This window comes from Campylobacter subantarcticus LMG 24377, assembly GCF_000816305.1.
Taxonomy (GTDB): Bacteria; Campylobacterota; Campylobacteria; order Campylobacterales; family Campylobacteraceae; genus Campylobacter_D; species Campylobacter_D subantarcticus.
In genome coordinates this window covers 1253374-1279887 of record NZ_CP007773.1, presented here as the reverse complement: position 1 = coordinate 1279887, position 26514 = coordinate 1253374, and the positions used below count along the sequence as shown (strand labels likewise).

The following is a 26514-nucleotide window of genomic DNA, read 5'->3' as shown; positions in this document are numbered from 1 at the left end:
GAAGCCTTTAGGCTTCGTTTTGCTTTAAAAACCTCTCTTTTATCTTTAAAACTAGCATTTCTTTGGGTTGAATTACTGCATTTTCTTTTCCATTAACCGCATGATATATACTTACTTGATAATTGTTAGCATAAAAACGCATTAGGAAATTTTGTAGTTTATATTCACTTGAATAGCTAAACCATGCATTATTTGAAATTGCAATCATGATTTGTGTGTTTTTGTAAAGACTTTCTTTGGTAGCCTCAAAACATATTGCATTAGTGATGAGTTGATTGTTGAGGGTATATTGGTTTAACTCTTTACCTCTTGAAAATTCATCTATATTTAAAAGATATTTCTTAAAAAAGTTTTTAAATAGAGGAATTTCTTCTCCAAAAGGCACAAGATAATGTTTGTTAAAAACTTGTATTTGCCCATTATCAAACACATAAGTGCTATTGTATAGATGGTTAGGCGTGGTGCTGATAGCTCCTGTTATAATGATAATATGTTTAGAAAGTTCTTTTAAGGCTTGTAGATAATTAGGTGCTTTGTTTAAGGCAAAAGCAAAAGCTGTTTCAGGAAAGATAATTACTTCTTTACCTTCTTTTATAGCTTGGTTGATTTGAAGAAAAATATCTTTAGAATGTGTTTGTAGGTTTTCTTGTATGAATTTTTGATCTTGTGGGATATTGGTTTGGATTAGTTTATAGTCTAATTCAAGAGTTTGTGATGGTTTTTGTTCATATTGTGCGCCGATTAAAACTAAGATAAATATAATTGCCATTTTATAATATCTTGAAATATATTTTTCATAATAAAAATAAGCAATTAAAAACATAGCTATAATACCTTGATAGCTTGCATCGAAAATACCATATACACTTAAAACACCCCAATTTAGCCAATCAAAATCAAAAGGATGAATAAAACTAAGTGCAAAAATCCCACAAAGTCTTAAAAAATCATATTTAAACAAATAACAAACCCAAAATAAAAAACCATAAATTAAGCCAATTAGCATAAGCTCTAAAGGGATTAAATAGGCTAAATCAAAATAAATAGAAGATAAACTAATCCACCAAAACCATAAAATTCCTATAAAAAATCCCGTGTAAAAATACGCTAGTTTATCTCTGCTTTTTAATAACAATACCAAACCATAGATACTTAAAAAAGGAGAGATAAATTCAAAAAGTAAATTTTCAAAAAAAGAAAAATAAATAAAATTTGACAATAAAAGTGCAGAAAAAAAGGCTTTTATTATTTTAAAAGTGGTAGAATTAGAATTTATGAATTTTAAAAAAAGGGGAAGAAATGGCAGAAAACGGAAATATTTGGACTTCATTGTTGCCTCTCATTGTGCTTTTTGCGATTTTTTATTTTTTGGTTATTAGACCACAACAAAAACAAGCAAAAGACCACAAATTGATGGTTTCATCTTTAGAAAAAGGAGATAAAATCATCACCAATGGTGGAATAATTTGCGAGGTGGTAAAACCAGAAGAGGATTTTATCAAAGTTAAGCTTAATGATGAAAATGTAGTTGTAAAAATTTCTAGAGATTTTATAGCAAAGAAAATTGATGCGTAGTGGAAAGATTACTTATAGAAGTATTATTTTCTTTGTAGTTTTTCTTATAGGACTTGTATTTTCTATACCTTCTTTTATGCAGACCCAAAGCGGAGCAAAGATCAATCTAGGACTTGACTTGCAAGGTGGCTTGCATATGTTATTAGGCGTGGAAGTGGAAGAGGCAGTTAAATCAAAGGTTAAATCCATAGCCTCTTCTTTGAGTTATTCTATCAATAAAGAAGATATTATTGTTGATAAAATCAAAGTTAATAATGCTAGTATTGAATTTACCTTATTAGATGATAATGATGTGGCCAAGGTGGATTTATTGTTAAAAGACATTAAAGGTTTGGCTATTACAACTGATAATTTACACTACACACTTTCTTTAACCCAAGAAGAAATCAAATTAACTCACGAACAAGCTATTTTACAAGCTGTTGAAACAATCAGAAACAGACTAGATCAATTTGGTCTTGCAGAACCAAATGTAGCAAGATCGGGTGAGGATAAAATTTTAGTAGAACTTCCAGGTATAAAAACTGCTGCAGATGAAGCTAGAGCTAGAGAGCTTATTGCAAAAGCGGCACATTTGCAATTAATGGAAGTAGATGATGTTAGAATGGATCAAGTAAACAATCTCACACCAAGCCAGGCGGCTGAATATGGAGATTTGATTTTTGAAGATGCGAAAAATCCACAAATTAAATATCTTGTAAAATCTATACCAATTCTTGATGGTTCTATGCTAACAGATGCAAAGGTGGGCTTTGCACAAAGTAATAATCTTCCTGTGATTAATTTTACTTTAAATTCAGAAGGAGCGAAGAAATTTGGAGATTATACTGGAAATAATGTAGGTAAACGCTTAGCTATAGTTTTAGATGACAAGGTTTATTCAGCACCAAGAATTAATGAAAGAATAGGCGGGGGTAGTGGGCAAATTAGTGGTAGTTTTACTGTAGAAGAAGCTCATGATGTGGCGATTGCTTTAAGAAGTGGGGCGCTTTTAGCACCGGTTAAAATGCTTGAAAAAAGAAGCGTTGGACCATCTTTGGGTGCTGATAGTATTAAAATGAGTATGATAGCCTTAGCGGGTGCTTCTATTTTGGTTATTGCTTTTATGGTGATGTATTATGGTATAGCGGGAATTTTTGCAAATATTGCTTTGGTTGCAAATATTTTGGTTATCATTGCTGTAATGGCGATGTTTGGAGCAACTTTAACCCTACCTGGTATGGCAGGACTTGTCCTTACTGTGGGTATGGCAGTAGACTCTAATGTTATTATTAATGAAAGAATCAGAGAATTGCTGCGTGAGGGTGCTAGTATAAGACAAAGTGTGGAAAATGGCTATAAGCATGCTATGAGTGCAATTTTAGATGCTAATATTACCTCACTTATTACTTCAATAGCACTTTATGCTTATGGTACAGGTGCTGTGAAAGGTTTTGCGGTAACTTTGAGCATTGGTATCTTGGTTTCTATGATCACTTCTATTATAGGAACTCATGGTATGTTTGAAATGTTTATGAATCGTATGGAAAAAAGCAATAACACAAGATTATGGTTTGGATATAGGAGACCTTGATGCAATTTTTTAGTCAAAAACATATTTATGATTTTATGAAAATGAGATTTGCAGCAATCTCTTTATCTTTTATTTTATTTTTTGGTTCTATTGTGGTTCTTTTTACTAAGGGTTTAAATTTTGGAATTGATTTTACTGGTGGCACTTTAGTACAGTTGCAGTATGAGCAAAAAGCACCATTGGCTGAAATTCGTAATGCCTTAGCTGCTAATGAAAATTTAAAAGGTGCAAGTGTGACTGAGTTTGGTAGTGACAATGAGGTAATCATTCGTTTTTCAGGAAGTAGCGATAGCCTGGGAAGTGATATTGGTGTGAGTATTGCTAACTTACTGCAAGGAACCGGTAGTTTTGAAGTGCGCCGTGTGGATGTGGTAGGTCCAAAAGTAGGAGATGAATTACGCAATAAAGGTCTTATGGCAGTAGGAATTTCACTGATTGCGATTTTGATTTATTTAGCAATAAGATTTGAATGGCGTTTTGCTATGGCTTCTATAGTTTGTGAAATTCATGATATTGTTATTACTTTGGGTGCTATTGCTTTATTTGAAATTGATGTAAATTTAGATATTTTAGCGGCTGTTTTAACCGTACTTGGCTATTCTTTAAATGATACAATCATTATTTTTGATAGGATTAGAGAGGGTGTTAAAACTAGTAAAAATTCAAAACTTGATCTCATTATTAATGAATCAGTTTCAGCAACTCTATCAAGAACAACTCTGACTACAGGTTTAACTTTAATTACTGTAGTGGTGCTTTATTTCTTTGGTGGATCGATGATAGAAGGCTTTGCTTTAACCATGATAGTAGGCATTGTAGCAGGTACTGCAAGTTCTATCTTTGTGGCAAGTCCAGCGCTTTTATGGTTTAAATTTAGTGTTGCACAATATCGCCAAAAAGAATTAGAAAAAATCAAAAAGAAACAAGAAAAAGAAAAATTAAGATCGATGTATGAAAAAGGAACAGTGTAAAAATGAATTGGGGTAAGGTTATTTATATCTTTTTTGCTTTAATGAGTTTAACTACAACCGCAGGATTTTTATATGATCAAAACGAGGTTGCATTATTTATTGCAGCTTGTGTGAATTTGATTTCTACTTTATTGAAAATTGGAGTTAGAAATTTCTTAGCAGCTGAGTTATTTGCAAGTTCTTTAGTGGCGGATTTGCATTTAATTCCAGCTTTTGCTTTAATTCAAATCAACCCAGAAGCCAATGTGATGGTTTATACTTTGGCGATAGGAGCTTTGATAGCTAATATCTTTTCGATGATTTTAGTTATAGTAGATTCAGTGAAAAATCAAGAAGAAAACTAGGAGTGAAAATGGCATATGAAGCAGGTAAAATAGAAAAAAAATGGCAAAAAATTTGGCAAGAAAAAGAGTATTTTGAACCAAAAGATGATTTTTCTTTGCCTAAAAAATACATTTTATCTATGTTTCCATATCCAAGTGGTAGAATTCATATGGGACATGTGAGAAATTATAGCATTGGTGATGCTATGGCTAGATATTATAAAAAAAAAGGCTTTAATGTCTTACATCCCATTGGTTTTGATAGCTTTGGTATGCCTGCTGAAAATGCTGCGATAAAACATGGCATTCACCCTAAAAAATGGACTTATGAAAATATTGACTACATGCAAAATGAGCTCGCTTCTTTGGGATTTTCTTTTTCTAAGAAAAGAATGCTTGCAACTTCTGATCCTTTGTATACTAAATTTGAGCAAGAATTTTTCATTAAAATGTATAAAAAAGGATTAATTTATACCAAAGAAGCTGAAGTAAATTGGTGTGAAAATGATAAAACAGTGTTAGCTAATGAGCAGGTTGAAGATGGTAAATGTTGGCGCTGTGGGCATGAAGTTGTTCGTAAGAAAATGCCAGGATATTATGTAAAAATCACTGCCTATGCAGATGAGTTGCTGCAGGATTTAAAAAAACTTGAAGGAAAATGGCCCAATCAAGTTTTAACCATGCAAGAAAACTGGATAGGTAAAAGCACAGGACTTAGTTTTGATTTTGATCTAGAAGAAAATGATAAAGTTGATGCGGTAAAAATCAATGTATTTACCACAAGAGCTGAAACAATTTATGGTGTGTCTTATATCGCTTTAGCACCTGATCATGCAATAGTAAATGAATTAATCGAAAAAAAGCTATTAGATCAAGATGTGATTGCTAAAATTCAAAATATACAAAATCAAACCCCACGTCAAAGACAGGCTGCGGTAAAAGAAGGATATTTTTTAAATCTCCATGTTATTCATCCACTAAGCAAAGAGAAAATTCCTTTATGGGTAGCTAACTTTGTTTTAAGTGATTATGGTAGCGGAGCGGTTATGAGTGTGCCTGCTCATGATGAGAGAGATTATGAGTTTGCAAAAACTTATAACTTAGCTATAAAAAAAGTTATCTACAAAGACGAAAATGACGCACAATGCTATACTTTAAAAGATGGCATTTTGGTTAATAGTGGAGAATTTGACCATATTGAGTGCAACGAAGCAAGAGAAAAAATTAGTTTGAAAATTGAATCTTTAGGTATAGGTAAAAGGGTTACTAATTTTAAAATTCGTGATTGGGGAGTTTCTAGACAAAGATACTGGGGTGCTCCTATCCCTATGATTAAGTGTAATAGTTGTGGATTGGTTCCTCAAAAGTTAGAAAATTTACCTATCACCTTACCAGAAGATGTGGTGATTAATGGTGAGGGCAATCCACTAGATAAACATGAGACATGGAAAAAGTGTGCTTGTCCAAAATGTGGCAAAGAAGCGCAAAAAGAAAGTGATACCTTGGATACATTTTTTGAAAGTTCTTGGTATTTTGCGCGTTTTGCAAGCGATGATAAAACATGGCAAGAAAAAGCAGTTGATGAAAAAAGTGTTGATTATTGGATGAATGTTGATGAATATATTGGCGGGATTGAACACGCAATATTGCATTTGCTTTATGCTAGATTTTTCCAAAAAGCACTTAGAGATCTAGGATATTTAAAAGATGATGAGCCTTTTAATAGATTACTAACTCAAGGTATGGTGACAAAAGATGGCGCCAAAATGAGTAAGTCTAAGGGCAATGTGGTTGATCCAGATTATATTATAGAAAAATATGGTGCAGATAGTGCAAGATTGTTTATATTATTTGCTGCACCACCTGCTAAGGAACTTGAATGGAACGATAGTGCCTTAGAAGGTGCATTTAAATTTATTAATAGACTATATGAAAAAGCGATGAGTTTGGAAGGTGGAAAACTAGGGGAGATTGATCATCAAAGTTTAAGTAAGGATGAAAAATACGCTAGAATGAAAGTGTATGAGGCTTTGAAAAAATCTTTTGAAGTTTATGAAGAAAGTTTTGCTTTTAATACCTTAATAGCTGCGTGTATGGAAGCATTGAATGCTTTGAGTGTAATAAATCATAAAGAGGTTTTAAAAGAAGCTTTTTATATTATCTTGAATATTTTAGAGCCTATTATCCCGCATGTTTGCTTTGAGTTGAGTGAGTATTTGTTTGCATGTGAAAATTTCAAAATATTAGAGCTTAAAAATGAAGTTTTTGTAAAAGATAGCTTTAATATCGCCATTAGTGTAAATGGTAAAAAAAGAGCGCAGATTGAGATTGCTTCAGAGACTAATAATGAGCAGGTTTTAGCCCAAGCTAAAGAAAGCGTAGCAAAATGGCTAGAAGGTAAAGAGATAATTAAAGAAATTTATATTGATAAAAAATTAGTCAATTTGGTGGTTAAATGAAAAAATACTTTGTATTTTGTTTTGCATTTTTGATCGTAGCTTGTGGATATATTCCATCATCTCAAATGGCAAGTAGGGTTTTAGGTGAAAATGTTTTTTTAAAAATCAATATCAGCAAGCAAGATCCTGGAAATAGCGTATATATCACAGATATTTTAAGAGAAGCGATGCTAAATAAGTTAGGCAGGAAAATTACAGATGAGTATAATGCTGATAGTTCCATCATAGTGACAATGAAAAAACTTGAATTTCACCCTATGGTGTATGATAAAAATGGTTATGTTGTAAACTACAAAGCAGAGCTTTATTTAGAATTTTTAATGCGTTATAAAAATGGAAAAGAAGAGCTTGTTAATACCAAAGGAAGTTATAACTTTGATATCAATCCTAATTCTATCATCAGTGATCAAGCTAGATTTGAAGCGATTAAAAATGCCTCAAGTGAAGCCTTTGATGAGTTTGTTTCTATTATGGCTATTAAGGGTTATAATGCCAAGTCATATTAATGAAATTGCCAAAGAAACATTAATTAAATTAAAAGAACGTAAGCTACACCCCACTCCTGAAAATTATAGCGAAGTGTTTGAAGAGTGCGCTAGAAAAGCAGGGGTGATAAGTTTTAATAAAGCGAGGATAGAAAAATACACCAATCTCTTAGATGATACATACAAACAAGAGTTAAAAAGAAAAAGCATTCGTACGATTGACGAGTTTTTGATGTTTTTGGTTTCTAGACTTAATAGACAAGTAAGTAGAAAATATGAAGATGTTTATGCTTTGTTAGATTTGATTATTCAGCAATTAGGTATTAGTAAAGACAAAAAGATCAAAGAATTAGCACAAATTACCCAACATAGACTATCTCAAGCGATGGATATAGAAACAATTTATCTTTTAAGGGCAAAATGGAAAGAGCTTGAAAAATCTTATGAAGATGGAGAGCTTTTAAAAAAATTAGAGGAATTTAATATCCGAGCTTTTTTGGATTTTTACTCCTTAGTTGAAAGACTTATTGCTATGCTTAAAGAGCGATCTTATGAAAAACAAGCGGAACTTTTACTGCTTTCTTTGGAGCCTTTGTTTGGAGAAAGCAAAGAGTTAGAGCAATTTAGGCAGAGTTTGAAAGATAATCCTAAATTAATAGCTAGAAAAGAATTTGCACACGAGTATTGCTTGATGTTGCAAAAAAAAGAGGCCATAGATAAATACTATATACAAAAAAATCTTTCTTTTTTTAATCAGCACTTAGAAAGCTTAAATGAGATGGTTTCAAAGCTTTATAACAACAGTCAAGAAGATGTGAAATTCATTAATGCTTTAGCTAAAGATGAAAATGGTAACGTACAGGTTAATTTTGATACTTTGAAAGATAAACTTTTGTATGCTAATGAGCAAATAGCTCAAATTAAAACCCAAATTCAAGCCACTAGCGATGATGAGCAAAGAGAACAATGGAATCTTGCTCAAGAACTTAAAAAACTTGATGAAAACTATAGATTGTACGCAGTTAATTATGCATTGTGTTTTTTCAAGGTTGATAATATTGAACATGTGATTAATACTTATGGTATTGATAGTTTTAAAACTATCAGTGTAAAGTTTAAAAAAACGCTTAAAGATTTATGTAAAAACATAGGTGAAATTTGGATTTTAGATGAAAGTTCTTATTTGATTATTTTACCAGGGAAAAATTTAGAAGAGGCGCAAATTTTTACAGAAAAAGCCTTGAAAATGATTGATGATTATAAGTTTATATATAAAGAAGAAGTGGTAAAGTTAGTCATTACATCATCTTGTATAGAAAAAAAAGAATTTCCAGATGGCGATATTTTAAAAGAGTTAATCCATAAAGCCTAAAATGAAATTACAACAAGTTCTTTCACAAAAAACAATGCATGTGCAAAAAATTAGTAGATTTTTCATGATGAGTATGTATGAAAAATACAAAGAGCATTTTGTAAAAACTAAAAATATTCAAATCATTGGAACCAATGGCAAAGGTAGCACAGGTAGATTTTTAGCTCTTTTACTTTTAAAACAAGGTTATAAGGTAGGACATTATACTAGTCCACATATTTTTGAATTTAATGAAAGATTTTGGCTCAATGGAGAGGTTGTAAGTGATGGGCTTTTGGAAAAAGCTCATGAGAATCTAGAAAGCATTTTTTTAGAAGATGTAAAAAGATTAAGTTATTTTGAATATGCAACTTTTTTGGCTTTTTTTGTTTTTGAAAATTGTGATTATATTATACTAGAGGCCGGAGTAGGTGGGGAGTATGATGCTACTAGTGTGTTTGAAAGGGATTTTAGCATCTATACTAAAATAGGGTTTGATCACCAAGATTTACTAGGTAAAAATTTAGAAGAAATAGCAAGAACAAAACTAAAAGCCATGAGTGCTAATGCTTTGATTTGTTGTAATCAAGAATCAAGGGTGTTAAGTCTAGCTCAAAAAATTGCCAAGCTAAAACAAGCCCATTTATATGTAAGTTCTTGGAATAAAAATGAAATAATCAACCAATATGTGCAAGAATACATAAATAAAAATCAATTAGCGCCTTTTTTAAAAGAGAATTTATTGGTGGCTTTGGAAGCTTTAGCTTTAATTTGTGCTTATGATGAGACAAAAATAATCCAAAGTATCATCTCTTTACCAAGACTTGATTTAAGAGGAAGATGTGAGCAAGTTAGTCAAAATGTATTTGTTGATGTGGGGCACAATGAGATGGCTGCTTTGGCTTTGATTGAAATTTTCAAGGAAAAAAAAGTTCACTTAGTTTATAATTGTTTCTTAGATAAAGATTCTTATAAAATTTTAAAGGTTTTAAAACCTATTATAAAAATAGTTGAGATTTATGAATATGAGAGTAGAGATAGACCTTTGGCAGGTTCTGCTTTGCTTGAAAATTTGGAAAAATTAAATATTACTTATCAAAAATTTAACGCTATAAAAAAAGATGAGCTGTATTTGGTATTTGGATCCTTTGTGTTGGTAGAAAATTTTTTAAGAGGAAATAATGAAAGATAAGTTTACTTTGACTATAACAGATGTCAATGGTTCTAGGCATTTTTTATTAAGTCAAATAATTAAAAAAGTAGTGCTTTATTTTACTTCTTTTGTTTTTATCGTTATTGTGTTGGGTGCTTTGTATATTAATTATCTAGCAGATAAGCGTTCAGAGCTTTTAAAAGAACAAGAAGCATTATCAGCTACAAACACGAAGTTATTCTCTCAAAATGAAAGTATGCAAAAAAGTTTAGAGGAAAAAACTGCTTTATATGATGAGCTTCAAACCCAGCTTGCAGATATTGAAGATAATTTAGGTTTAAAGCAAGATGAAAGTTTGGATATACCAGAAAGATTAGAAAAGATTAAGCTTACAAACGATCAAGCTTATTTGTTTTTAACGCAAATTCCAAATGGTCATGTGATAGAGGACAACGGTATTACGGGTAATTTTGGTTGGAGACATCATCCTATTTTAAACAAAAAAGAATTTCACCCAGGAATTGATTTAAGAGCCGCGTTAAAAACTCCTATTTACGCTCCTGCAAATGGGGTGGTAGAATATGCTGCTTATAGTAATAATGGCTATGGATATTCAGTGATTTTGATCCATAATTTTGGTTTTAAAACAGTTTTTGCACATATGACACGCCAAGATGTGGTTAAAGCGGGTCAATTTGTAAAAAAAGGTGATTTATTGGGTTATACGGGAAATACCGGACTTTCAACAGGTCCGCATTTGCATTATGAGGTTAGATTTATTAATAAACTTTTAGATCCTAAAATTTTTATAGATTTAAACCGAAAGAATTATGAACAAATTTTTGAAAAAGAAAGGAGAGTTCCATGGCAATCTTTAATAAAGGCTCTATTGCTACAGTATCCGAAACTACAGTCATTTCAAACGGAGCAAAAATAGAAGGAAAATTTTACTTTGATTCTATGTTACATTTAGATGGAGAAATCACTGGAGTGGTGAATTCTTCCAATGTTATAGTTGTAGGTAAAAGTGGTGTATTAAAAGGACAAGTAAAAGCGAGTAAAATTGTTATAAATGGTGTTTTTGAAGGGGAAATGCAAGTTGATTCGTTAGAGATTTTATCTGGTGGTGTGCTAAATGGTAATATCATAGTTAAGCAACTAAGCATAGAAAATGGTGGTAAATTTAATGGAAGCAGTAAGATTATAGAAAAAGATGAAGAACTCGCTACCATTGATGTAAGTGTAGAAAATTCAGATAATGCAAGCTAAATTATACGAATACTTATTAATCAACCAACCTGAGCTTATTATTTGTGAAAATGATAAAGAAGCAGATGAATTAGCTCAAGTTTGCTTATTTCTAAATTTCAAGACCTTTGTTTTACCTGATTTTAGAGCAGAATTTGGTAGTGATTTGCGCTCTTTTTCTAAAGAGCTTTTTGAAATTTGTAAAGTATTAAATGCTTATCATAAAGAAGATAAAAATAAAATTTTAATTTCTCCTATAAAAACAATCTTACAAAAACTCCCCGGAAAAAAGCATCTAAAAAACATTATTCTTAAAAGAAATTCGCTTCTTGTTTTAGAGAAATTTAAAGAAGAAATTTTACATAGTGGGTATGAATTTGTAGATATAGTTCAAGATAAGGGTGAAGTTTCAATACGTGGGGATATTATAGATATTTTTGCGATTAATGAAGAACAACCTTTTAGAATTTTGCTTTTTTCAGATGAGATAGAAAGCATAAGATATTTTGATATTCATACACAAAAATCAATCCCAAACGAACTTTCAAAAATTGAAATTTGTCCATTTTTGAGTGCTTTTAATCAAGAGCAATACGAAAATTTACAAGAAAAAATTCAAAATTTTCAAAGCCAAAGCATTATTAATGATGTTAATTCTATAGGCTTTTGGTGTGTTGATGATTTTTATGATTATTTAGATTTAAATTTTGTGAGTGTAAAAAATTTTGATACAAATGATTTTGAAGAAGATATTAGCAAAATTAATCAAAATATTTTACCTGAGCCAAGATTTTATAAAGATTTAATAAGCTCTTATAATCATGATTTTTTCACTTTTCACAAAGATAAAAAAATTACTATTTTGGCAAAAAATGAAGCTTTATTTAAAGCTTTGAATTTACAAGAATTTTCAAATATTAAATTAAAAATATCTCAAGAAAGAATCAACCTAATTGCTCAAGATGAGCTTATCATCTCTTTAAATAAAAAAGAAAAAAGTAAAAGAGTTAGAAAAGCAAGCTTGGTGATAGATGAGCTTAGAATTGGGGATTTTGTTGTACATGAAGATTATGGTATAGCTAAATTTCTAGGACTTGAAATCATTGCAATAGCAGGAGCTAGAAAAGAATTTGTGGCGCTTGGGTATTTAAATAACGATAAGCTTTTATTACCTGTGGAAAATTTATATATGATTGATAAATATATCGGTGCAAGTGGTGGTGTGCCTTTACTTGATAAGCTTGGAAAAGGAAGTTTTTTAAAGATCAAAGAAAGATTAAAAGAAAAACTTTTTGCTATTGCTTTTAATATAGTTTCTTTAGCAGCAGCTAGAACTTTGATAAAAGCAAAAGAATTAAAAATTTCTCAAGAATTACAAGATGAATTCATCGGTAAGGCAGGTTTTTTTTATACTAAAGATCAAAGTCAAGTTTGTCAAGAAATTACTCAAGATTTAAAAAGCTCTCAAGTAATGGATAGGCTGCTAAGCGGTGATGTGGGTTTTGGTAAAACAGAAATCGCTATGAATGCTATTTTTACATGTTTAAAAAGTGGTTATACGGCTTTGTTTTTTGTGCCAACAACCTTACTTTCAGCGCAGCATTTTAAAACTTTAAAGCGAAGATTTGATCCTTTTGATATAGAAATTTTTAAACTAGATCGTTTTACTAGTGCTAAAGAAAAAAAACAAATTTTAGCACTTTTAAAAGAAAATAAGCCTTGTGTGGTAGTTGGAACACATTCTCTTTTAGGAGTTGAGTGTGAAAATTTAGGTTTAGTTGTGATAGATGAGGAGCATAAATTTGGTGTAAAGCAAAAAGAAAAGCTCAAAGAACTAAGTAAAAATTCACATATTCTATCTATGTCGGCAACGCCTATACCAAGAAGCTTAAATCAAGCTCTTAGTTCTTTAAAATCATATAGTGTTTTACAAACTCCACCTGAAGATCGTTTGGATGTGCGTACCTTTGTTAGAGAAAGTAATGATGCTTTGATTAAAGAAGCCATTTCAAGAGAATTAAGAAGAGTAGGGCAAATTTTTTACATTCACAACCATATAGCAAGTATTGATGGGTGTAAAAAATATCTTTTAGATTTATTTCCGAATTTAAAAATTTTGATTTTGCATTCAAAAATTGATGCAAAAACCACAGAAGAAGAAATGCTTAAATTTGAAAATAAAGAATATGATTTATTGCTTTGTACTTCTATAGTAGAAAGTGGTATTGATTTAGCAAATGCAAATACTATCATAGTAGAAAATTCAGATCGTTTTGGTATGGCTGATTTGCATCAACTTAGAGGAAGAGTAGGGCGTAGCTCTAAGCAAGGATATTGTTATTTTCTGATTGAGGATAAGGAAAAAATCACAAAAGATTCTTTAAAAAGACTTACGAGTTTAGAGAGTAATTCTTATTTGGGTTCAGGAAGCGTGCTTGCTTATCATGATTTAGAAATTCGTGGTGGTGGAAATTTATTAGGCGTGGATCAAAGCGGGCATATAGAGCAAATTGGTTATAGTTTATATCTTAAAATGCTTGAAGATGAGATTAACAAGCTAAGCAAAAAAGAAGAAATTAAAGAGAATAAAATAGATCTCAAACTTAACATCAATGCTTTTTTAAATAGTGAATATATTAGTGAAGATCGTTTGAGATTGGAACTTTATAGAAGACTTAGTAAATGCATGAGTGCAAATGAAGTATATGAGATAGAAGGTGAGATGAATGATCGTTTTGGCAGGCCTGATATTTTTACTAAGCAGTTTTTGGATTTAATCATCATAAAAATTTTAGCTAGCAAGCATTATAAACTAGTGAGCAATTATGAGCAAAATATTTGTTTTGTAAAAGATGATGAGAGTAAAGAAGTTATTAAAGCAAAAAGTAAAGATGATGATGATGTGATTGAGGCTATTTTGATGCATTTAAGAAAGAATGAAAAAGCATGAGTGGATATGAAATTTTTAAAGCTTTAATTAATGCAAATATAAAATACAAGGATTTTGAATGGCTTGAAAATAATGGTCTAAGCGAATTTGAAATTTTAGTATCTGTAGTATTAACTCAAAATACAAACTGGAAAAATGTATTAAAAGCTTTGGTAAATTTAAAACAAGCAAACATTACCACGCTAGAGGATTTACATAGATTAAATACGCAAGAAATAGTACTTTTGATTAAGCCTAGTGGGTTTTATAATACCAAGACAAAGTATATACAAAATTTTACCCAAAAGTTTTTTCAAGATTTTGATTCTTTTGAAGATTTTAAAGTGCAAGTAGATAGAGAGTGGATTTTAAGCATTAAGGGTTTTGGCCAAGAAAGCGTAGATGGAATTTTAAATTATATATGTAAAAAGGAAGTTTTGGTAGTTGATGCTTATAGTGCAAAAATAGCTAATTATTTGGGCTGTGAGTATCAAAGCTATGATGAGCTAGCTGATTTTTTTAAAAAAGATATAGCTAAAAATCAAAATGAATTAAATGTTTTATTAAAAAAAGAATGTAAATTATATGAGCTTTATCAAATTTTTCATGCTTTAATTGTTTCTTTTTGTAAAATGCATTTTCAAGGTAAAAAACTTTCAGCAGATGGTGTGTTTATTTTAGATCCTTTAAAATTTTAAATTTATTTTTTATTTAAAAAGTTAATTTTTTACGATTAAAGTGCTATAATGTATTTAACTTCATAAAAAGGAGAAGTGATGAATACAAGTATAGTTGGAAAACAATTTGAGTTAACTGAGTCTATAAAAGAGTATGTGGAAAAAAGCTTTGATGCTTTAAGTAAATACGGCTTAGATGTGATTTCTGCGCGTTGTGTTATAAGTGCTGATGAAAGGCATGGAAAGAAAGGATTTTGGGTTGAATTTAGTATTAACCTAGCCGGTATTAACACAGTGGTTGTAAAGCAAAAGGATAAAGATTTGTATGCTGCTATAGATTTAGCTATTGATAGAATTTCTAAGGTTTTAAGAAGATTGCATGATAAAAATATCACCCATAAGCATCAAGATGAGATAAAAGAAAATTTAGTATTGCCAAGTGTGATTGAGGAAGATGAGATAGTTCCAATGGAGCTTGAACTATATAAACCTTTAGAAATTGAAGAAGCATTGGAAAAATTAAAAGCAAGCAAAGATATATTTTTAGTTTTTAATGATATAGATGCAAAAATGAGGATGTTATATAAGAAAAAAGATGGTAAATTTGGTTTATTTTAAAAAATCTAGCCTTTTTAAGGCTAGATGTATTAGAAGATTTTGTTAAAGATTCTATCTATTGTTTGATCTACTTTTTTACCTGTATTTTTAGCACCATCACCAGTATTTCCACCTATTGTATTAACAATAGAATTTATAACACTTTTTGTATCAAGACTTACTTTAGGATCTTGTGTTGTTCCTTTTATAATTCCTTTGAAATTTGCTCTATCAATGACGATGTTAAAAGGAATGTTTAATTTTGTGCTTTTTGTATCAATCTTACCTTTGCTAATATTTATATTGCTTCTATCGGCTATTAGGTTTAAATTTAAATCTATGAGGTTTTTATTGATATTTATTTTAGCTTCGCCGTTGCGATATACATCTTGAGTGATATCTTTTTGTAAAAGTAGCATTAAAGCACCTGTGATGAGGTTTTTTTTAAGTTGTCCATCGGCTAAGTTCATTAGCACCACACCGCTTTCTTTTAAAAGATTATAATCAATGCTTAAATTTGATTTTGCTTGGTAATAATCAGGCAAATCTAAGCTTTGAGCTAAATTTGAAAGATCGGTATTTTGCATTTTAGCGTTAAAAATATTATTTTTTAAAGTGGCATTTAATGAACCATTGAATATATTTTTACTATTAATACTTGCATCTATTAAAGCATTTTTAAAATCAAATTTTCCTTCAAAATCAGCCTTACCTTTTAAGTTTCTATCAATTAAAAATCCTAGCTTAGAAAAATCTTGCAATGATATACTATAAGTACTTGCCAGAGCCATTTCATTAAGATCAAATTTTCCTTTTAATGAATTAATATTTGCAAATGAACTTAGAGCTTTAGTGTTAAAATCAATGATTGATTTAGAAATTTTTCCATCAAGATTGATTTTTGCTGAAGTATTCTTTGGAAATTTTTTCTCTAAAAGCTTAGATAATTCTACTTCATTAAAAGAAGAATTAATAATGGCTTTAAAATCACCATTAATATTGTTAAAATCAAGTGTTTTTAAGTCAATGTCAGCATTTACATCGCCAAATGCTAAAACTTTTTGTCCTATTAAAGGGAAAAGTTGTTCTAATTTTATATTATCAACCTTTGCTTGTAAACTTTTCCCATTAGATTTTGCATTGATAATGCCTTGCATGATCTTAATATTTGCATCAAAATTTTGAATTTGATTTGCCTTAAGATCAACTTTGGCATCTAAATTTAAAGGTCCATTGAGATCTTGTTTGGTTAAAGGTTTTAATTTATTAAGATTATCCACAAAAGCACTAATTTGTGCTTTTAAATCTTTGTTTGTAAGATTATACGAGCCTTTTAGTTGAGGTATTTTTGCTATGCTTGAATCAAGTAAAGCTTCATAATCAATCAAAGAATTTTTCGCATTTGCTTTAGCTTGTAAGTTAAAAGTTGTTTTTGGAAAATCAAGATTGCTTAGTTTTTTAAATTCTATAACATTTATATTTGCATTATTTAACCTAGCATTTAGATTGAAATTTTTAAAATCAAGCCCTTGTGTCTTTAAATCTAAAATTAATTTAGAATTAATAAAAGCAGGTATGGATATGGTTTTTAAAAGCTCTGCTATTTCTATATCGGCTGTGTTGATGTTAAGATTACTATTTTCTAAAATAGCTTTTAAATTGCCACCAAATCCAAGCAAGTTAGCATCTAATTTTTGCAATTGATTGTTTGCAAAAAGTAAATTGCCTTGAATTTGACTTTTACCTTGGAGTTTCATTTTGGCTAGGGTTGAAAATTGATTCAAATCATCTATTTTGATATCAAAATCACTAGTTAAGCTTTGTTTTGCTATATCATAGATACTTTTTTGTGTATAAAGTTTGAAGAAGTTGCTTAAAATTTCACTTTTAGAAAAAACTTCATTGTTTTGGATTAAAGACCTTATCTCACCTTTTATATAACTTTGTTTTGGCAAGCTTAGATTAAAATCTTTTTCAATTAGAGTATTATTGATAGAACTTGTGTAAAAATTAATCAAAGTATTACCATTTTGTTTTAAATCTTTAGCTTGTATATCGCTTATAATACTAATTTTTCCTTGAGCGTATCTTGGTAGATTAGCAAAATCTAAAATTTGAGCTAAATCTATATTTTTACCAATAAATTCAAGATTTATAGGAGAAAAATCAACGATTTTTGCATCTAAGCTAAGATTAGAATCAAATAAAAATCCATTACCTTTTATTGAAAACTCGCTACTTTTACCTACAACATTACCCTTAAATGTAAAATCTTTATTGCTTTTTAAACCAAGTTCTTGAATATAATTTTGTTTAAGTCCTAAAAGATAGTTTAGACCAAATCCTAGTCTTAAAGGTGATATATCACCTTCTATGTTAGCAAAAAATTTATCATCAATATTTGCTTTAATGTCAAGTTGTGAAAAACTAATTTTAAAATTTTCAAATTTAACATTCATACCGCTTTTTTGAGCAATAATCGTTTCGATTCTTGGCTTTAAAAAAGCGTTGCCTATACTTGTAAATAATAATGTATATATAGCTAGTAATGCCGCACACACTACGCCTAAAAGAATGTAAAGAATTTTTTTCATGAGAAACCTTTATAATGATATATCATAAAAATTTAGTGTAATAGACTAAACTTATATGATATATTTTACTTAATTTATTGACAATTAACTTTCTTTAATGTATAATTCTTTCACTCAAAAACAAAGAGTGCTAAAATTGGCACATTTTAGAAAGGATAAAAAATGAATTTTCAACCTCTAGGAAAGCGCATTTTAGTAAAACGCTTAGAAGAAATGAAAACTACTGCTTCTGGGATTATTATACCAGATAATGCTAAAGAAAAACCATTAAATGGTGAAGTTGTTGCAGTAAGTAAAGAAATAGAAGATATCAAAGTAAGCGATAAAGTAATGTTTGCAAAATATGGTGGAACAGAGATTAAACTTGATAATGAAGAGTATTTAGTTCTTAATGTTGAAGATGTTTTAGGGATTATTAAATAAAAAAAAGGATAGAAAATGGCAAAAGAAATATTTTTTTCAGATGAAGCAAGAAATAAACTTTATGAAGGCGTTAAAAAACTAAATGATGCAGTAAAAGTGACTATGGGGCCACGTGGTCGTAATGTATTAATCCAAAAAAGTTTTGGTGCTCCAACTATCACAAAAGATGGTGTGAGTGTAGCTAAAGAAGTAGAATTAAAAGACTCTTTGGAAAATATGGGCGCTTCTTTAGTTAGAGAAGTAGCTAGTAAAACCGCTGATCAAGCAGGTGATGGAACAACAACAGCAACAGTTTTAGCGCATGCTATTTTTAAAGAAGGTTTAAGAAATATCACAGCAGGAGCTAATCCTATCGAAGTTAAAAGAGGTATGGATAAAGCTTGCGAAGCTATAGTAGCTGAACTTAAAAAACTTTCTCGTGAAGTTAAAGATAAAAAAGAAATAGCTCAAGTTGCGACAATTTCTGCAAATTCAGATGAGAAAATTGGAAATTTAATTGCTGATGCTATGGAAAAAGTTGGAAAAGATGGTGTTATCACTGTTGAAGAAGCAAAATCAATCAATGATGAATTAAATGTAGTTGAGGGTATGCAATTTGATAGAGGCTATCTAAGTCCGTATTTTATTACAAATACTGAAAAAATGACAGCTGAACTTTCAAATCCTTATATTTTGCTTTTTGATAAAAAAATTGCAAATTTGAAAGATTTGTTGCCGGTTTTAGAACAAATCCAAAAAACAGGAAAGCCACTTTTAATTATAGCTGAAGATATTGAAGGTGAAGCTTTAGCAACTTTAGTTGTAAATAAATTAAGAGGTGTATTAAATATTTCAGCAGTTAAAGCACCTGGCTTTGGTGATAGAAGAAAAGCTATGCTTGAAGATATTGCTATTTTAACAGGTGGCGAAGTGATTTCTGAAGAGCTTGGAAGAACTTTAGAAAGTGCTAGCATCCAAGATTTAGGTCAAGCATCAAGTGTAATTATTGACAAAGATAATACAACTATTGTAAATGGTGCAGGTGAAAAGGCAAATATTGATGCAAGAATTAATCAAATCAAAGTTCAAATTACTGAAACAAGTTCAGATTATGATAGAGAAAAATTACAAGAAAGATTAGCTAAATTAAGTGGTGGGGTAGCGGTAATTAAAGTTGGTGCTGCTACTGAAACTGAAATGAAAGAGAAAAAAGATAGAGTTGATGATGCATTAAGTGCTACAAAAGCTGCTGTTGAAGAAGGTATAGTAATAGGTGGTGGTGCTGCATTCATCAAGGCAAAATCAAAAATAAGCTTGAATTTACAAGGTGATGAGGCTATTGGTGCAGCTATCGTAGAAAGAGCTTTAAGAGCACCTTTAAGACAAATTGCTGAAAATGCTGGATTTGATGCTGGTGTAGTTGTAAATACAGTAGAAAATAGTAAAGAAGAAAATACTGGTTTTGATGCTGCAAAAGGTGAATATGTAAATATGCTTGCAAGTGGTATTATTGATCCTGTTAAAGTAGAAAGAGTGGCTTTACTCAATGCGGTTTCAGTAGCTAGCATGCTTTTAACAACTGAAGCTACAATTAGTGAAATCAAAGAAGATAAACCTGCTATGCCTGATATGAGTGGCATGGGCGGTATGGGAGGCATGGGTGGTATGATGTAATACCATCTTTTTGCTACTTTTGAGTTGCTTTTTATGTAAAGTAACTCACTCTTTATTTTTCTACACTGATTTTTATTTTTGCTATAATAGATGTAAAATTACAAGGATTTTACATGAAAAATTTGCAAGAAGAGCAATTTTCCAACTCAAAATACATTAAACCTAAAAGATACACTTATATAGGTAAAGATAATAAAAAATATACTTGGGATTTTATAGAAGTATTAGATAGTGTTTCTGTTTTTTTATATCATACTCAAAAGGATTCTTTTATTTTTGTAAAACAATTTAGAATTCCTTTATGGGATTATCAAAAACGTAATAATTTAAAATTTGATGAGATGGGATTTAGTATAGAACTTTGTTCAGGGCTTGTTGATAAAAATTTGAGTTTAGAGGAAATAGCTAAAGAAGAATGTATAGAAGAGTTAGGTTATACTCCTAAACTTGTAGAAAAAATAGGAGAGTTTTATACAGGTTTTGGTTCGGGTGTAAGTAGACAGTTTTTATTTTATGCTGAAATTAATGAAGATGATAAAATTAGTCATGGTGGTGGAATTGATGGAGAGGATATTCAAGCCATTTGGATAAAAAGAAAAGATTTTGAGCAATTTTCTAAAGAAAATTCTATCAAAACCCCTTTGCTAGAATATGCGTATTTATGGTTTAAAGGTAAGAATTAAAAATCTTACCTTTTATTTTTCTTCTTTATTCTCAACGCTTGGGTCTTTTTCATCAAGCATTTCTTTAAAGATTACAAATAAATCTTCAGAGGCTTTTTCGGCATTAGAGCATTTGTCTAGAATTTGATTTTGGACTAATTCATTACCTGTGTTTTCATTGTGTGCTAAGGCAACAGCTTGATTAATATTTTCATGTACTTTTTGGTGTGGTAAATTTAATTTACCAAAAGCTCTTCCATTAGAAAATTTTTCTTTGCCCACGCCTGAAATCCATTTTGCAAGTCTACAACTTAAGTGATCAGAAAGCGTTTTTCCTGATGCATGAATGATTTCATTGTAACCATTTAATTTAAAAGCGATATGATCTAATTTTGCTAGCGATATAAAAATCTCAGAAGTAATGCTCTTAGCGTGTGAACTAGTTGAATTTGCATTAGAAATTAATTGAGTAAAATTATTAGAGAATTTTATAATATGTTCATTTGATTCAAGTGATACTTTTTCTACTTGTTCACTTTGTCCATACATTTCATCTGCATTTTGTTTTAATAGATTAATATTTAATTCTACTTCAGAAGTTGCTTTTTGTGTTTTTTCTGCAAGTTTTCTAACTTCATCAGCAACTACAGCAAAACCACGGCCATGTTCACCTGCACGTGCAGCTTCAATAGCAGCATTTAATGCCAAAAGATTGGTTTGGTCTGATACATCTTTAATGAGATTGATTACATTGGTAATTTCATCAACACTACGGTGTAAATTGCCAGCTGTATCTCTTGAACGATTAGCTGATTCGATAATGCTTTGTAGTGAAGATATGATTGATTGAGTGATGGAATTTAACTCTTGCATATCTTTTAATGATGAGTCAGAATACTGAGAAATCATCTCTGCTTTATTTACATTTTCTTGCATATCGCTTTGCACATTTGATATGCCTTTTAATACTCCATTTAGCAACATCTCTAAAAGATGAGTTTCAAGTGCATTTTTCCCGCAATCTTTTTGGGTTTGTTTTTCGTATTTTTCGATTAGTTCTTGTTTTTCTAAAAGAAGTTTTTTATTTTCCTCTTCTAGCTTTTTGATTTTATTTTGTAAATCTTCAAAGTCTTGTTTTAATTGACTTTTTCCAAACATAGTTTTTCCTTGAAAGTTAAAATTAGAAAGAAATTATTTTTTATAATTTGATAAATAAGTGTTTAGCTCATCTTTTAATCTTAGTTTTTCTTTTTTAAGATTTGCAATTTCCAAGCTATCAAGATGAATTCTACCTTCTTCTGCGTCTTTGATTTTATGATCAAGTTTATTATGTTCTTCAAACAACTTATCAAAGTGCATATCTTTGCCTTTTAATTCAGTAATTAAATCTCTAAATTCATGTAGCATATAAGTCTCCTTTTTAAAATGAATATTTGATTATAGCTTAAAATAAGTTAAATATATTTTAACTCATCAGGTTTTTGTTTGTTTTTTATAATCTTTTTGGCTATTTTTATACTATCTGCTGTACCTACGATTAATAATTTTGCTCCAGTACCTATTAAGGTATCACCTCTTGGCATAGGTGTGAATTTTTTATTTTCTAAAATTCCCACTATACTTACATTTGCCATATCTCTTAAGTGAATTTCTTTTAATCTTTTAAATCTCACCCATGATTCATCAGGAATTTTAATTTCTTCTAAATCAATAGGGCTATTTTTTTTGTATAAATAATTTTCTAATAAATTTTCCATATCTGGTCTTGCTGATATCGCGCTAAGTCTTTGTGCGACTAATTTTGTAGCAGAAACAATGGAATTTGCTCCAAGTTTTTTGAGCTTTTGGGTTTCATCTTCGTTACTTGAGCTAGCTAGTATAAAATAAGGATTAATTCTTTGTAGTTCTTTTTCAAATAATCTTACTGAGGCAATGATTGCAATATTATCTGCTATGTTGTTACTAAGGGTGATTACTCCTTTTGCGCTAGAAAGATTGGTTTTTAAAAAGGCTGTATTAGTATGAGGTGCGCTTTCTATGTAATAAGGATAATTATATTTTTCGGCAATCTCACTGAAATTTTCAACTTCATCAACTACAACAAAAGGAATATGATTTTCTCTAAATTGCTGTGCTAATTCTATAGTAAAATCATTATGATAGCATATTACAAAATGATTTTTTAATCTTGCAACTTTATGTAGCATTCTTCTTTCCTTGATGATTTTAGACAAAACACCTTTTTTTACTATTTCTATTACTAAACCCATGCAAAAAGTAAATATTGTAAAAGTTAATAATACATATACAACAGTAAAAATTCTACCCGCTGTTGGTATGGGATTAACTTCAGTATAACCCAAAGTGGTGAAAGTCATACCTGCTTGATAAATAGCATCGTTAAGGTTGTAATTACTTGTAAGCATATAGCCAAAAGCTCCAATTAATGTCATCATTACAACGGCAATAAGAGGGATTCTTAAAAATCTAAGTTGTTCATAAAGCTCATCATTGAGATTAATTGAAGGTTTTGGAGAGGGGGACCAATTGAGGAATTTTTGTAGCTTTTTCAAAAAAGACATAATAATTCCTCGTTTACATTAAGGATTACTTGCTACTTTGTTTTTTAAGCGTTCTTAAAGTTGAAGCAGCAACTCTAACTTTTCTAGTTGTTCCATCTTCTAAAGTAATGCGGACTGTTCTTAAATTTGGCAAAAAGCGTCTTTTTGTTTTATTGTTAGCATGACTAACATTGTTACCCACCATAGGTCTTTTTCCTGTAATTTGACAAATTCTTGACATAAATTTTCCTTATAAAATAAAAATAATTTTTTGCATTATATCTAAAACAAGCTTAAAAAATCAAATATTATCAAAAATATATAAAGAAAATTTGATAATAAGTATGATAAAATTATTTTTTACTTTTATTGGAGATATAAAATGTATGTAGCGCCAAGTTTATTGTCTGCAAATTTTTTGAATTTAGAAAAAGGTATTAAAGAAGTATGTGAAGCAGGAGCTGATTTATTGCACATTGATGTGATGGATGGTCATTTTGTGCCAAATTTGACTTTTGGACCTTGTGTAGTCGAAAATATATCAAAAATCACTTCTGTTCCTTTAGATGTGCATTTAATGGTGCATAATGTAAATAGCTTTGTGAACTTGTTTGTCCCAATAAAACCAAAATTTATTAGCTTTCATGCAGAGGCTGAAAATCATCCTATTAGGGTGTGTGAGTATATAAGAAAAAACGGCATTCATCCTGCTATTGTTTTAAATCCACATACTCCAGTTTCAAGCATAGAACATATTTTAGAATTTGTAGATATGGTGCTTTTAATGAGTGTTAATCCAGGCTTTGGCGGGCAAAGTTTTTTACCTTTAGTGTATGATAAAATTCGCCAACTAAGAGAAATGATAGATAGAAAAAATTTAAAAGTTTTTATAGAGGTTGATGGTGGGGTAAATGGCTTAAATGCACCTGATTTGGATGAAGCAGGGGCTGATATTTTAGTCGCGGGTAGTTATATTTTTTCTTCACAAGATAAAAAAACAGCAATTAATTCTTTAAAGCTTGAATTTTGAGCCAACAACAAATCGATGATTTAATCATCAAGCTAAGCAAAGAAAATAAACCTTTTCCTTGGGTTTTAAAAGAACTTGAGAAAATAGAAGAATTAAAACACTATGATTTTGATTTATATCTTTTTGAGCTTTTAGGATTAGGGGTAGAGCTTAATACGCAAAATTGTTTGTGTTTGAAAACAAAAAAAACAAAAATCAAAAATGAAGTATTTTGTGTGGTAGATATTGAAAGCACAGGCGGGATAAAAAGTGGCCAAATTTTAGAAATCGGCGCGGTAAAAATTCAAAATTTTAAAGAAATTGATAGATTTGAAAGTTTTATTAAGGTTGATTTTATACCTGAAAATATTACCGAATTAACTGGGATTAGTTTGGATATGGTAAAAAATGCACCTTCTTTAAAAACTGTGCTAAATGACTTTAAGTTATTTTTAAAAGATAGTATTTTTGTAGCACATAATGTGCGTTTTGATTATCATTTTATGTCTAAGGCTATGCGTGAAAATGATTTTGGTGTACTTTTAAATAAAAGATTATGTACAATTGATTTAGCTAAAAAATGTATCGAAAGTCCTAAATATGGTCTTGATACTCTAAAAGAGTTTTTGTGTATTGAAAGTAAACATCATAGAGCCTTAAGTGATGCTTTGGCTGCGAGTGAAATTTTAAAATACTGTCTTAAAAAAATTCCTTTTTATATAAAAACTACCGAAGAATTGTTACATTTTAGCAAGCAAGCTAAAAATCAAATAAAAAAATAAACTTTGTTTTGTATTTATTGTTATACTTCTTTTGCATAAATGACGGGAGCTTGTGATACAGGCTGAGAGTAAGCTAAAAGCTTAGACCGCACCAGAACTAGGTAATGCTAGCGTTGGGATAATTTATCAACTACTCACATACCCTTCATTTATCCAAATTTTATTTTAAGGATAAATTTCAATGAAAACTCAAATGTCTTATGCAAAAGAAGGAATTTTCACAAAACAAATGCAGATTGTGGCGCAAAAAGAACAAGTAAGTGAAGATTTTTTGCTTGAAAATATTGCATGCGGAAAGATTATCATTCCTGCTAATATTAATCACAAAGCATTAGATTCAAATGGTATTGGTTATGGACTTAAAACAAAAGTAAATGTAAATTTAGGTGTTTCAAATGACTGTGTAGATTATAGTGAAGAGATGAAAAAGGTAGAATTGGCTCATAAGTTTAATATTGAAGCTATTATGGATCTTAGTAATTATGGTAAAACTAGTCGTTTTAGAGATGAATTAATTACTACTTCAAAAGCTATGATAGGCACTGTGCCTGTTTATGATGCGGTAGGTTTTTTGGAAAAAGATTTAAAAGATATTAAAGCAAAAGATTTTTTAGATGTAGTATATCATCATGCTAAAAGTGGAGTGGATTTTATGACAATTCATGCAGGGATAAATTCTCGTGCTGCTAGGGTTTTTAAAGAGTGTGATAGAATTACTAATATAGTTTCAAGAGGAGGCTCAGTTCTTTATGCTTGGATGCAAATGAATGATGCTGAAAATCCATTTTACGAGTATTTTGATGATTTGCTTGCTATTTGCAAAGAATTTGATGTGACACTTTCTTTGGGTGATGCTTTAAGACCTGGTTGTACGCATGATGCAAGCGATGGAGCTCAAATTGCTGAACTTATAGAACTTTCATTATTAACTAAAAGGGCATGGGCTCAAGATGTGCAGGTGATGATAGAAGGACCCGGTCATATGGCTATTAACGAAATAGAAGCTAATATGCAACTTGAAAAAAGAATTTGTAACGGCGCGCCATTTTATGTTTTAGGACCTTTAGTAACAGATATAGGCGCAGGGTATGATCACATCAGCGGGGCTATCGGCGGGGCTGTGGCTGCTGCGGCTGGTGCGGATATACTTTGCTATGTTACACCTGCTGAGCATTTAAGACTTCCAAATTTAGAAGATGTAAGAGATGGTATAGTTGCTACTAAAATTGCAGCCCACGCAGGAGATATTGCAAAGTTGCCAAAGGAAAGAAAAATAGATGATGTAATGAGTAAAGCTAGACAAGATATTGATTGGGAGAAAATGTTTAAATTAGCAATCGATGGAGAAAAAGCAAAAAGAATGTTTAATGAAAGAAGGCCCGAAGAGCTTAATTCTTGCTCAATGTGTGGAAAAATGTGTGCGATGAATACTATGAATCAAATTTTAAAAGGCGAAGATGTAAGTTTGGTAAAATCTTAAGCCCTCTAA

Annotated in this window: 25 protein-coding genes, 1 pseudogene and 1 riboswitch; of the genes and pseudogenes, 19 read left to right on the top strand and 7 right to left on the bottom strand. The window is 30.3% G+C overall.

The annotated features are described in order from the left end of the window. Nucleotides 1-7: 7 nt before the first annotated feature. The gene (locus CSUB8523_RS06625) at nt 8-1330 is read right to left on the bottom strand and encodes an apolipoprotein N-acyltransferase (protein ID WP_043019990.1); all 1323 of its coding nucleotides are present in this window, start codon (nt 1328-1330) and stop codon (nt 8-10) included. Between CSUB8523_RS06625 and yajC the strand changes: the two genes are divergently transcribed. The 13 genes from yajC (at nt 1300) to hpf (ending at nt 15362) form a co-directional block, all read left to right on the top strand. Then, nucleotides 1300-1575, top strand: coding sequence for a preprotein translocase subunit YajC (yajC, locus tag CSUB8523_RS06620; RefSeq protein WP_039618686.1), 276 nt, complete (start codon nt 1300-1302; stop codon nt 1573-1575). The two genes, CSUB8523_RS06625 and yajC, sit on opposite strands and share 31 nt — an antisense overlap. Beyond that, a complete protein-coding gene (gene secD / locus CSUB8523_RS06615; protein ID WP_043019989.1) occupies nt 1568-3148 on the top strand; it encodes a protein translocase subunit SecD in 1581 nt (526 codons plus the stop codon). The genes yajC and secD overlap by 8 nt, the downstream gene beginning before the upstream one ends. After that, entirely contained in the window at nt 3148-4119 is a 972-nt protein-coding gene (secF, locus tag CSUB8523_RS06610) for a protein translocase subunit SecF (RefSeq protein WP_043019988.1), read from the top strand. Before secD ends, secF begins: the two co-directional genes overlap by 1 nt. A gap of 2 nt (nt 4120-4121) precedes the next feature. Then, nucleotides 4122-4463 (top strand): DUF6394 family protein, encoded by a 342-nt coding sequence (locus tag CSUB8523_RS06605; RefSeq protein WP_039618681.1) that lies wholly within the window; start codon nt 4122-4124, stop codon nt 4461-4463. An 8-nt stretch (nt 4464-4471) separates the two neighbouring features. Further along, entirely contained in the window at nt 4472-6901 is a 2430-nt protein-coding gene (gene leuS / locus CSUB8523_RS06600; RefSeq protein WP_043019987.1) for a leucine--tRNA ligase, read from the top strand. Then, entirely contained in the window at nt 6898-7407 is a 510-nt protein-coding gene (gene lptE / locus CSUB8523_RS06595) for an LPS assembly lipoprotein LptE (protein WP_039664236.1), read from the top strand. The genes leuS and lptE overlap by 4 nt, the downstream gene beginning before the upstream one ends. Beyond that, nucleotides 7391-8758, top strand: a complete 1368-nt coding sequence (locus tag CSUB8523_RS06590; protein ID WP_043019986.1) for a hypothetical protein — start codon at nt 7391-7393, stop codon at nt 8756-8758. Before lptE ends, CSUB8523_RS06590 begins: the two co-directional genes overlap by 17 nt. Nucleotide 8759: 1 nt before the next feature. Beyond that, entirely contained in the window at nt 8760-9929 is a 1170-nt protein-coding gene (locus CSUB8523_RS06585) for a bifunctional tetrahydrofolate synthase/dihydrofolate synthase (protein WP_043019985.1), read from the top strand. Beyond that, nucleotides 9916-10827, top strand: coding sequence for a M23 family metallopeptidase (locus CSUB8523_RS06580; protein ID WP_235362581.1), 912 nt, complete (start codon nt 9916-9918; stop codon nt 10825-10827). The genes CSUB8523_RS06585 and CSUB8523_RS06580 overlap by 14 nt, the downstream gene beginning before the upstream one ends. After that, nucleotides 10755-11159, top strand: a complete 405-nt coding sequence (locus CSUB8523_RS06575; RefSeq protein ID WP_039664232.1) for a bactofilin family protein — start codon at nt 10755-10757, stop codon at nt 11157-11159. The genes CSUB8523_RS06580 and CSUB8523_RS06575 overlap by 73 nt, the downstream gene beginning before the upstream one ends. Beyond that, on the top strand, nt 11149-14088 hold the full coding sequence (locus CSUB8523_RS06570; protein ID WP_043019983.1) for a transcription-repair coupling factor: 2940 nt from the start codon (nt 11149-11151) through the stop codon (nt 14086-14088). Before CSUB8523_RS06575 ends, CSUB8523_RS06570 begins: the two co-directional genes overlap by 11 nt. Then, nucleotides 14085-14765 carry a 3-methyladenine DNA glycosylase gene (locus CSUB8523_RS06565; RefSeq protein WP_043019982.1) on the top strand — a complete coding sequence of 227 codons (681 nt, stop codon included), beginning with the start codon at nt 14085-14087 and terminating at the stop codon, nt 14763-14765. Before CSUB8523_RS06570 ends, CSUB8523_RS06565 begins: the two co-directional genes overlap by 4 nt. A 78-nt stretch (nt 14766-14843) precedes the next feature. Further along, entirely contained in the window at nt 14844-15362 is a 519-nt protein-coding gene (gene hpf / locus CSUB8523_RS06560; protein WP_043019981.1) for a ribosome hibernation-promoting factor, HPF/YfiA family, read from the top strand. 29 nt (nt 15363-15391) lie between these two features. Here the strand turns inward: hpf and CSUB8523_RS06555 are convergent, their stop codons facing one another. Continuing rightward, nucleotides 15392-17935 (bottom strand): hypothetical protein, encoded by a 2544-nt coding sequence (locus CSUB8523_RS06555; RefSeq protein ID WP_043019980.1) that lies wholly within the window; start codon nt 17933-17935, stop codon nt 15392-15394. A 162-nt stretch (nt 17936-18097) separates the two neighbouring features. Between CSUB8523_RS06555 and groES the strand changes: the two genes are divergently transcribed. The 3 genes from groES (at nt 18098) to CSUB8523_RS06540 (ending at nt 20694) form a co-directional block, all read left to right on the top strand. Beyond that, on the top strand, nt 18098-18358 hold the full coding sequence (gene groES / locus CSUB8523_RS06550) for a co-chaperone GroES (protein WP_039664227.1): 261 nt from the start codon (nt 18098-18100) through the stop codon (nt 18356-18358). Between the two features lie 15 nt (nt 18359-18373). Beyond that, entirely contained in the window at nt 18374-20011 is a 1638-nt protein-coding gene (groL, locus tag CSUB8523_RS06545) for a chaperonin GroEL (protein ID WP_043019979.1), read from the top strand. Nucleotides 20012-20124: 113 nt separating this feature from the next. Continuing rightward, nucleotides 20125-20694, top strand: a complete 570-nt coding sequence (locus CSUB8523_RS06540) for a nudix-type nucleoside diphosphatase (RefSeq protein WP_043019978.1) — start codon at nt 20125-20127, stop codon at nt 20692-20694. A 12-nt stretch (nt 20695-20706) separates the two neighbouring features. Here CSUB8523_RS06540 and CSUB8523_RS10685 read toward each other — a convergent pair whose 3' ends face one another. The 5 genes and pseudogenes from CSUB8523_RS10685 to rpmB all read right to left on the bottom strand — a co-directional run bounded on the left by CSUB8523_RS10685 (nt 20707) and on the right by rpmB (nt 23475). Beyond that, entirely contained in the window at nt 20707-21054 is a 348-nt protein-coding gene (locus CSUB8523_RS10685) for a CZB domain-containing protein (protein ID WP_392389814.1), read from the bottom strand. Nucleotides 21055-21153: 99 nt separating this feature from the next. Continuing rightward, nucleotides 21154-21438: pseudogene (locus tag CSUB8523_RS10680) on the bottom strand (methyl-accepting chemotaxis protein); the annotation flags it as partial. Between the two features lie 426 nt (nt 21439-21864). Further along, nucleotides 21865-22080 carry an HP1242/YdcH family protein gene (locus CSUB8523_RS06530; protein WP_039664223.1) on the bottom strand — a complete coding sequence of 72 codons (216 nt, stop codon included), beginning with the start codon at nt 22078-22080 and terminating at the stop codon, nt 21865-21867. Between the two features lie 47 nt (nt 22081-22127). Continuing rightward, entirely contained in the window at nt 22128-23255 is a 1128-nt protein-coding gene (locus tag CSUB8523_RS06525; RefSeq protein WP_043019976.1) for a potassium channel family protein, read from the bottom strand. A gap of 25 nt (nt 23256-23280) precedes the next feature. Beyond that, nucleotides 23281-23475, bottom strand: coding sequence for a 50S ribosomal protein L28 (gene rpmB, locus CSUB8523_RS06520; RefSeq protein ID WP_039664221.1), 195 nt, complete (start codon nt 23473-23475; stop codon nt 23281-23283). Between the two features lie 141 nt (nt 23476-23616). Here rpmB and rpe point away from each other — a divergent pair, with 141 nt between their 5' ends. The 3 genes from rpe (at nt 23617) to thiC (ending at nt 26505) form a co-directional block, all read left to right on the top strand. Beyond that, on the top strand, nt 23617-24264 hold the full coding sequence (rpe, locus tag CSUB8523_RS06515) for a ribulose-phosphate 3-epimerase (RefSeq protein WP_039664220.1): 648 nt from the start codon (nt 23617-23619) through the stop codon (nt 24262-24264). Beyond that, nucleotides 24261-25025 (top strand): 3'-5' exonuclease, encoded by a 765-nt coding sequence (locus tag CSUB8523_RS06510; RefSeq protein ID WP_039664219.1) that lies wholly within the window; start codon nt 24261-24263, stop codon nt 25023-25025. The genes rpe and CSUB8523_RS06510 overlap by 4 nt, the downstream gene beginning before the upstream one ends. A gap of 32 nt (nt 25026-25057) precedes the next feature. Further along, nucleotides 25058-25161, top strand: a riboswitch (TPP riboswitch). Nucleotides 25162-25206: 45 nt separating this feature from the next. Next, nucleotides 25207-26505: a phosphomethylpyrimidine synthase ThiC gene (thiC, locus tag CSUB8523_RS06505; protein ID WP_043019975.1), complete on the top strand. Its 1299-nt coding sequence runs from the start codon at nt 25207-25209 to the stop codon at nt 26503-26505. Nucleotides 26506-26514: the final 9 nt, after the last annotated feature.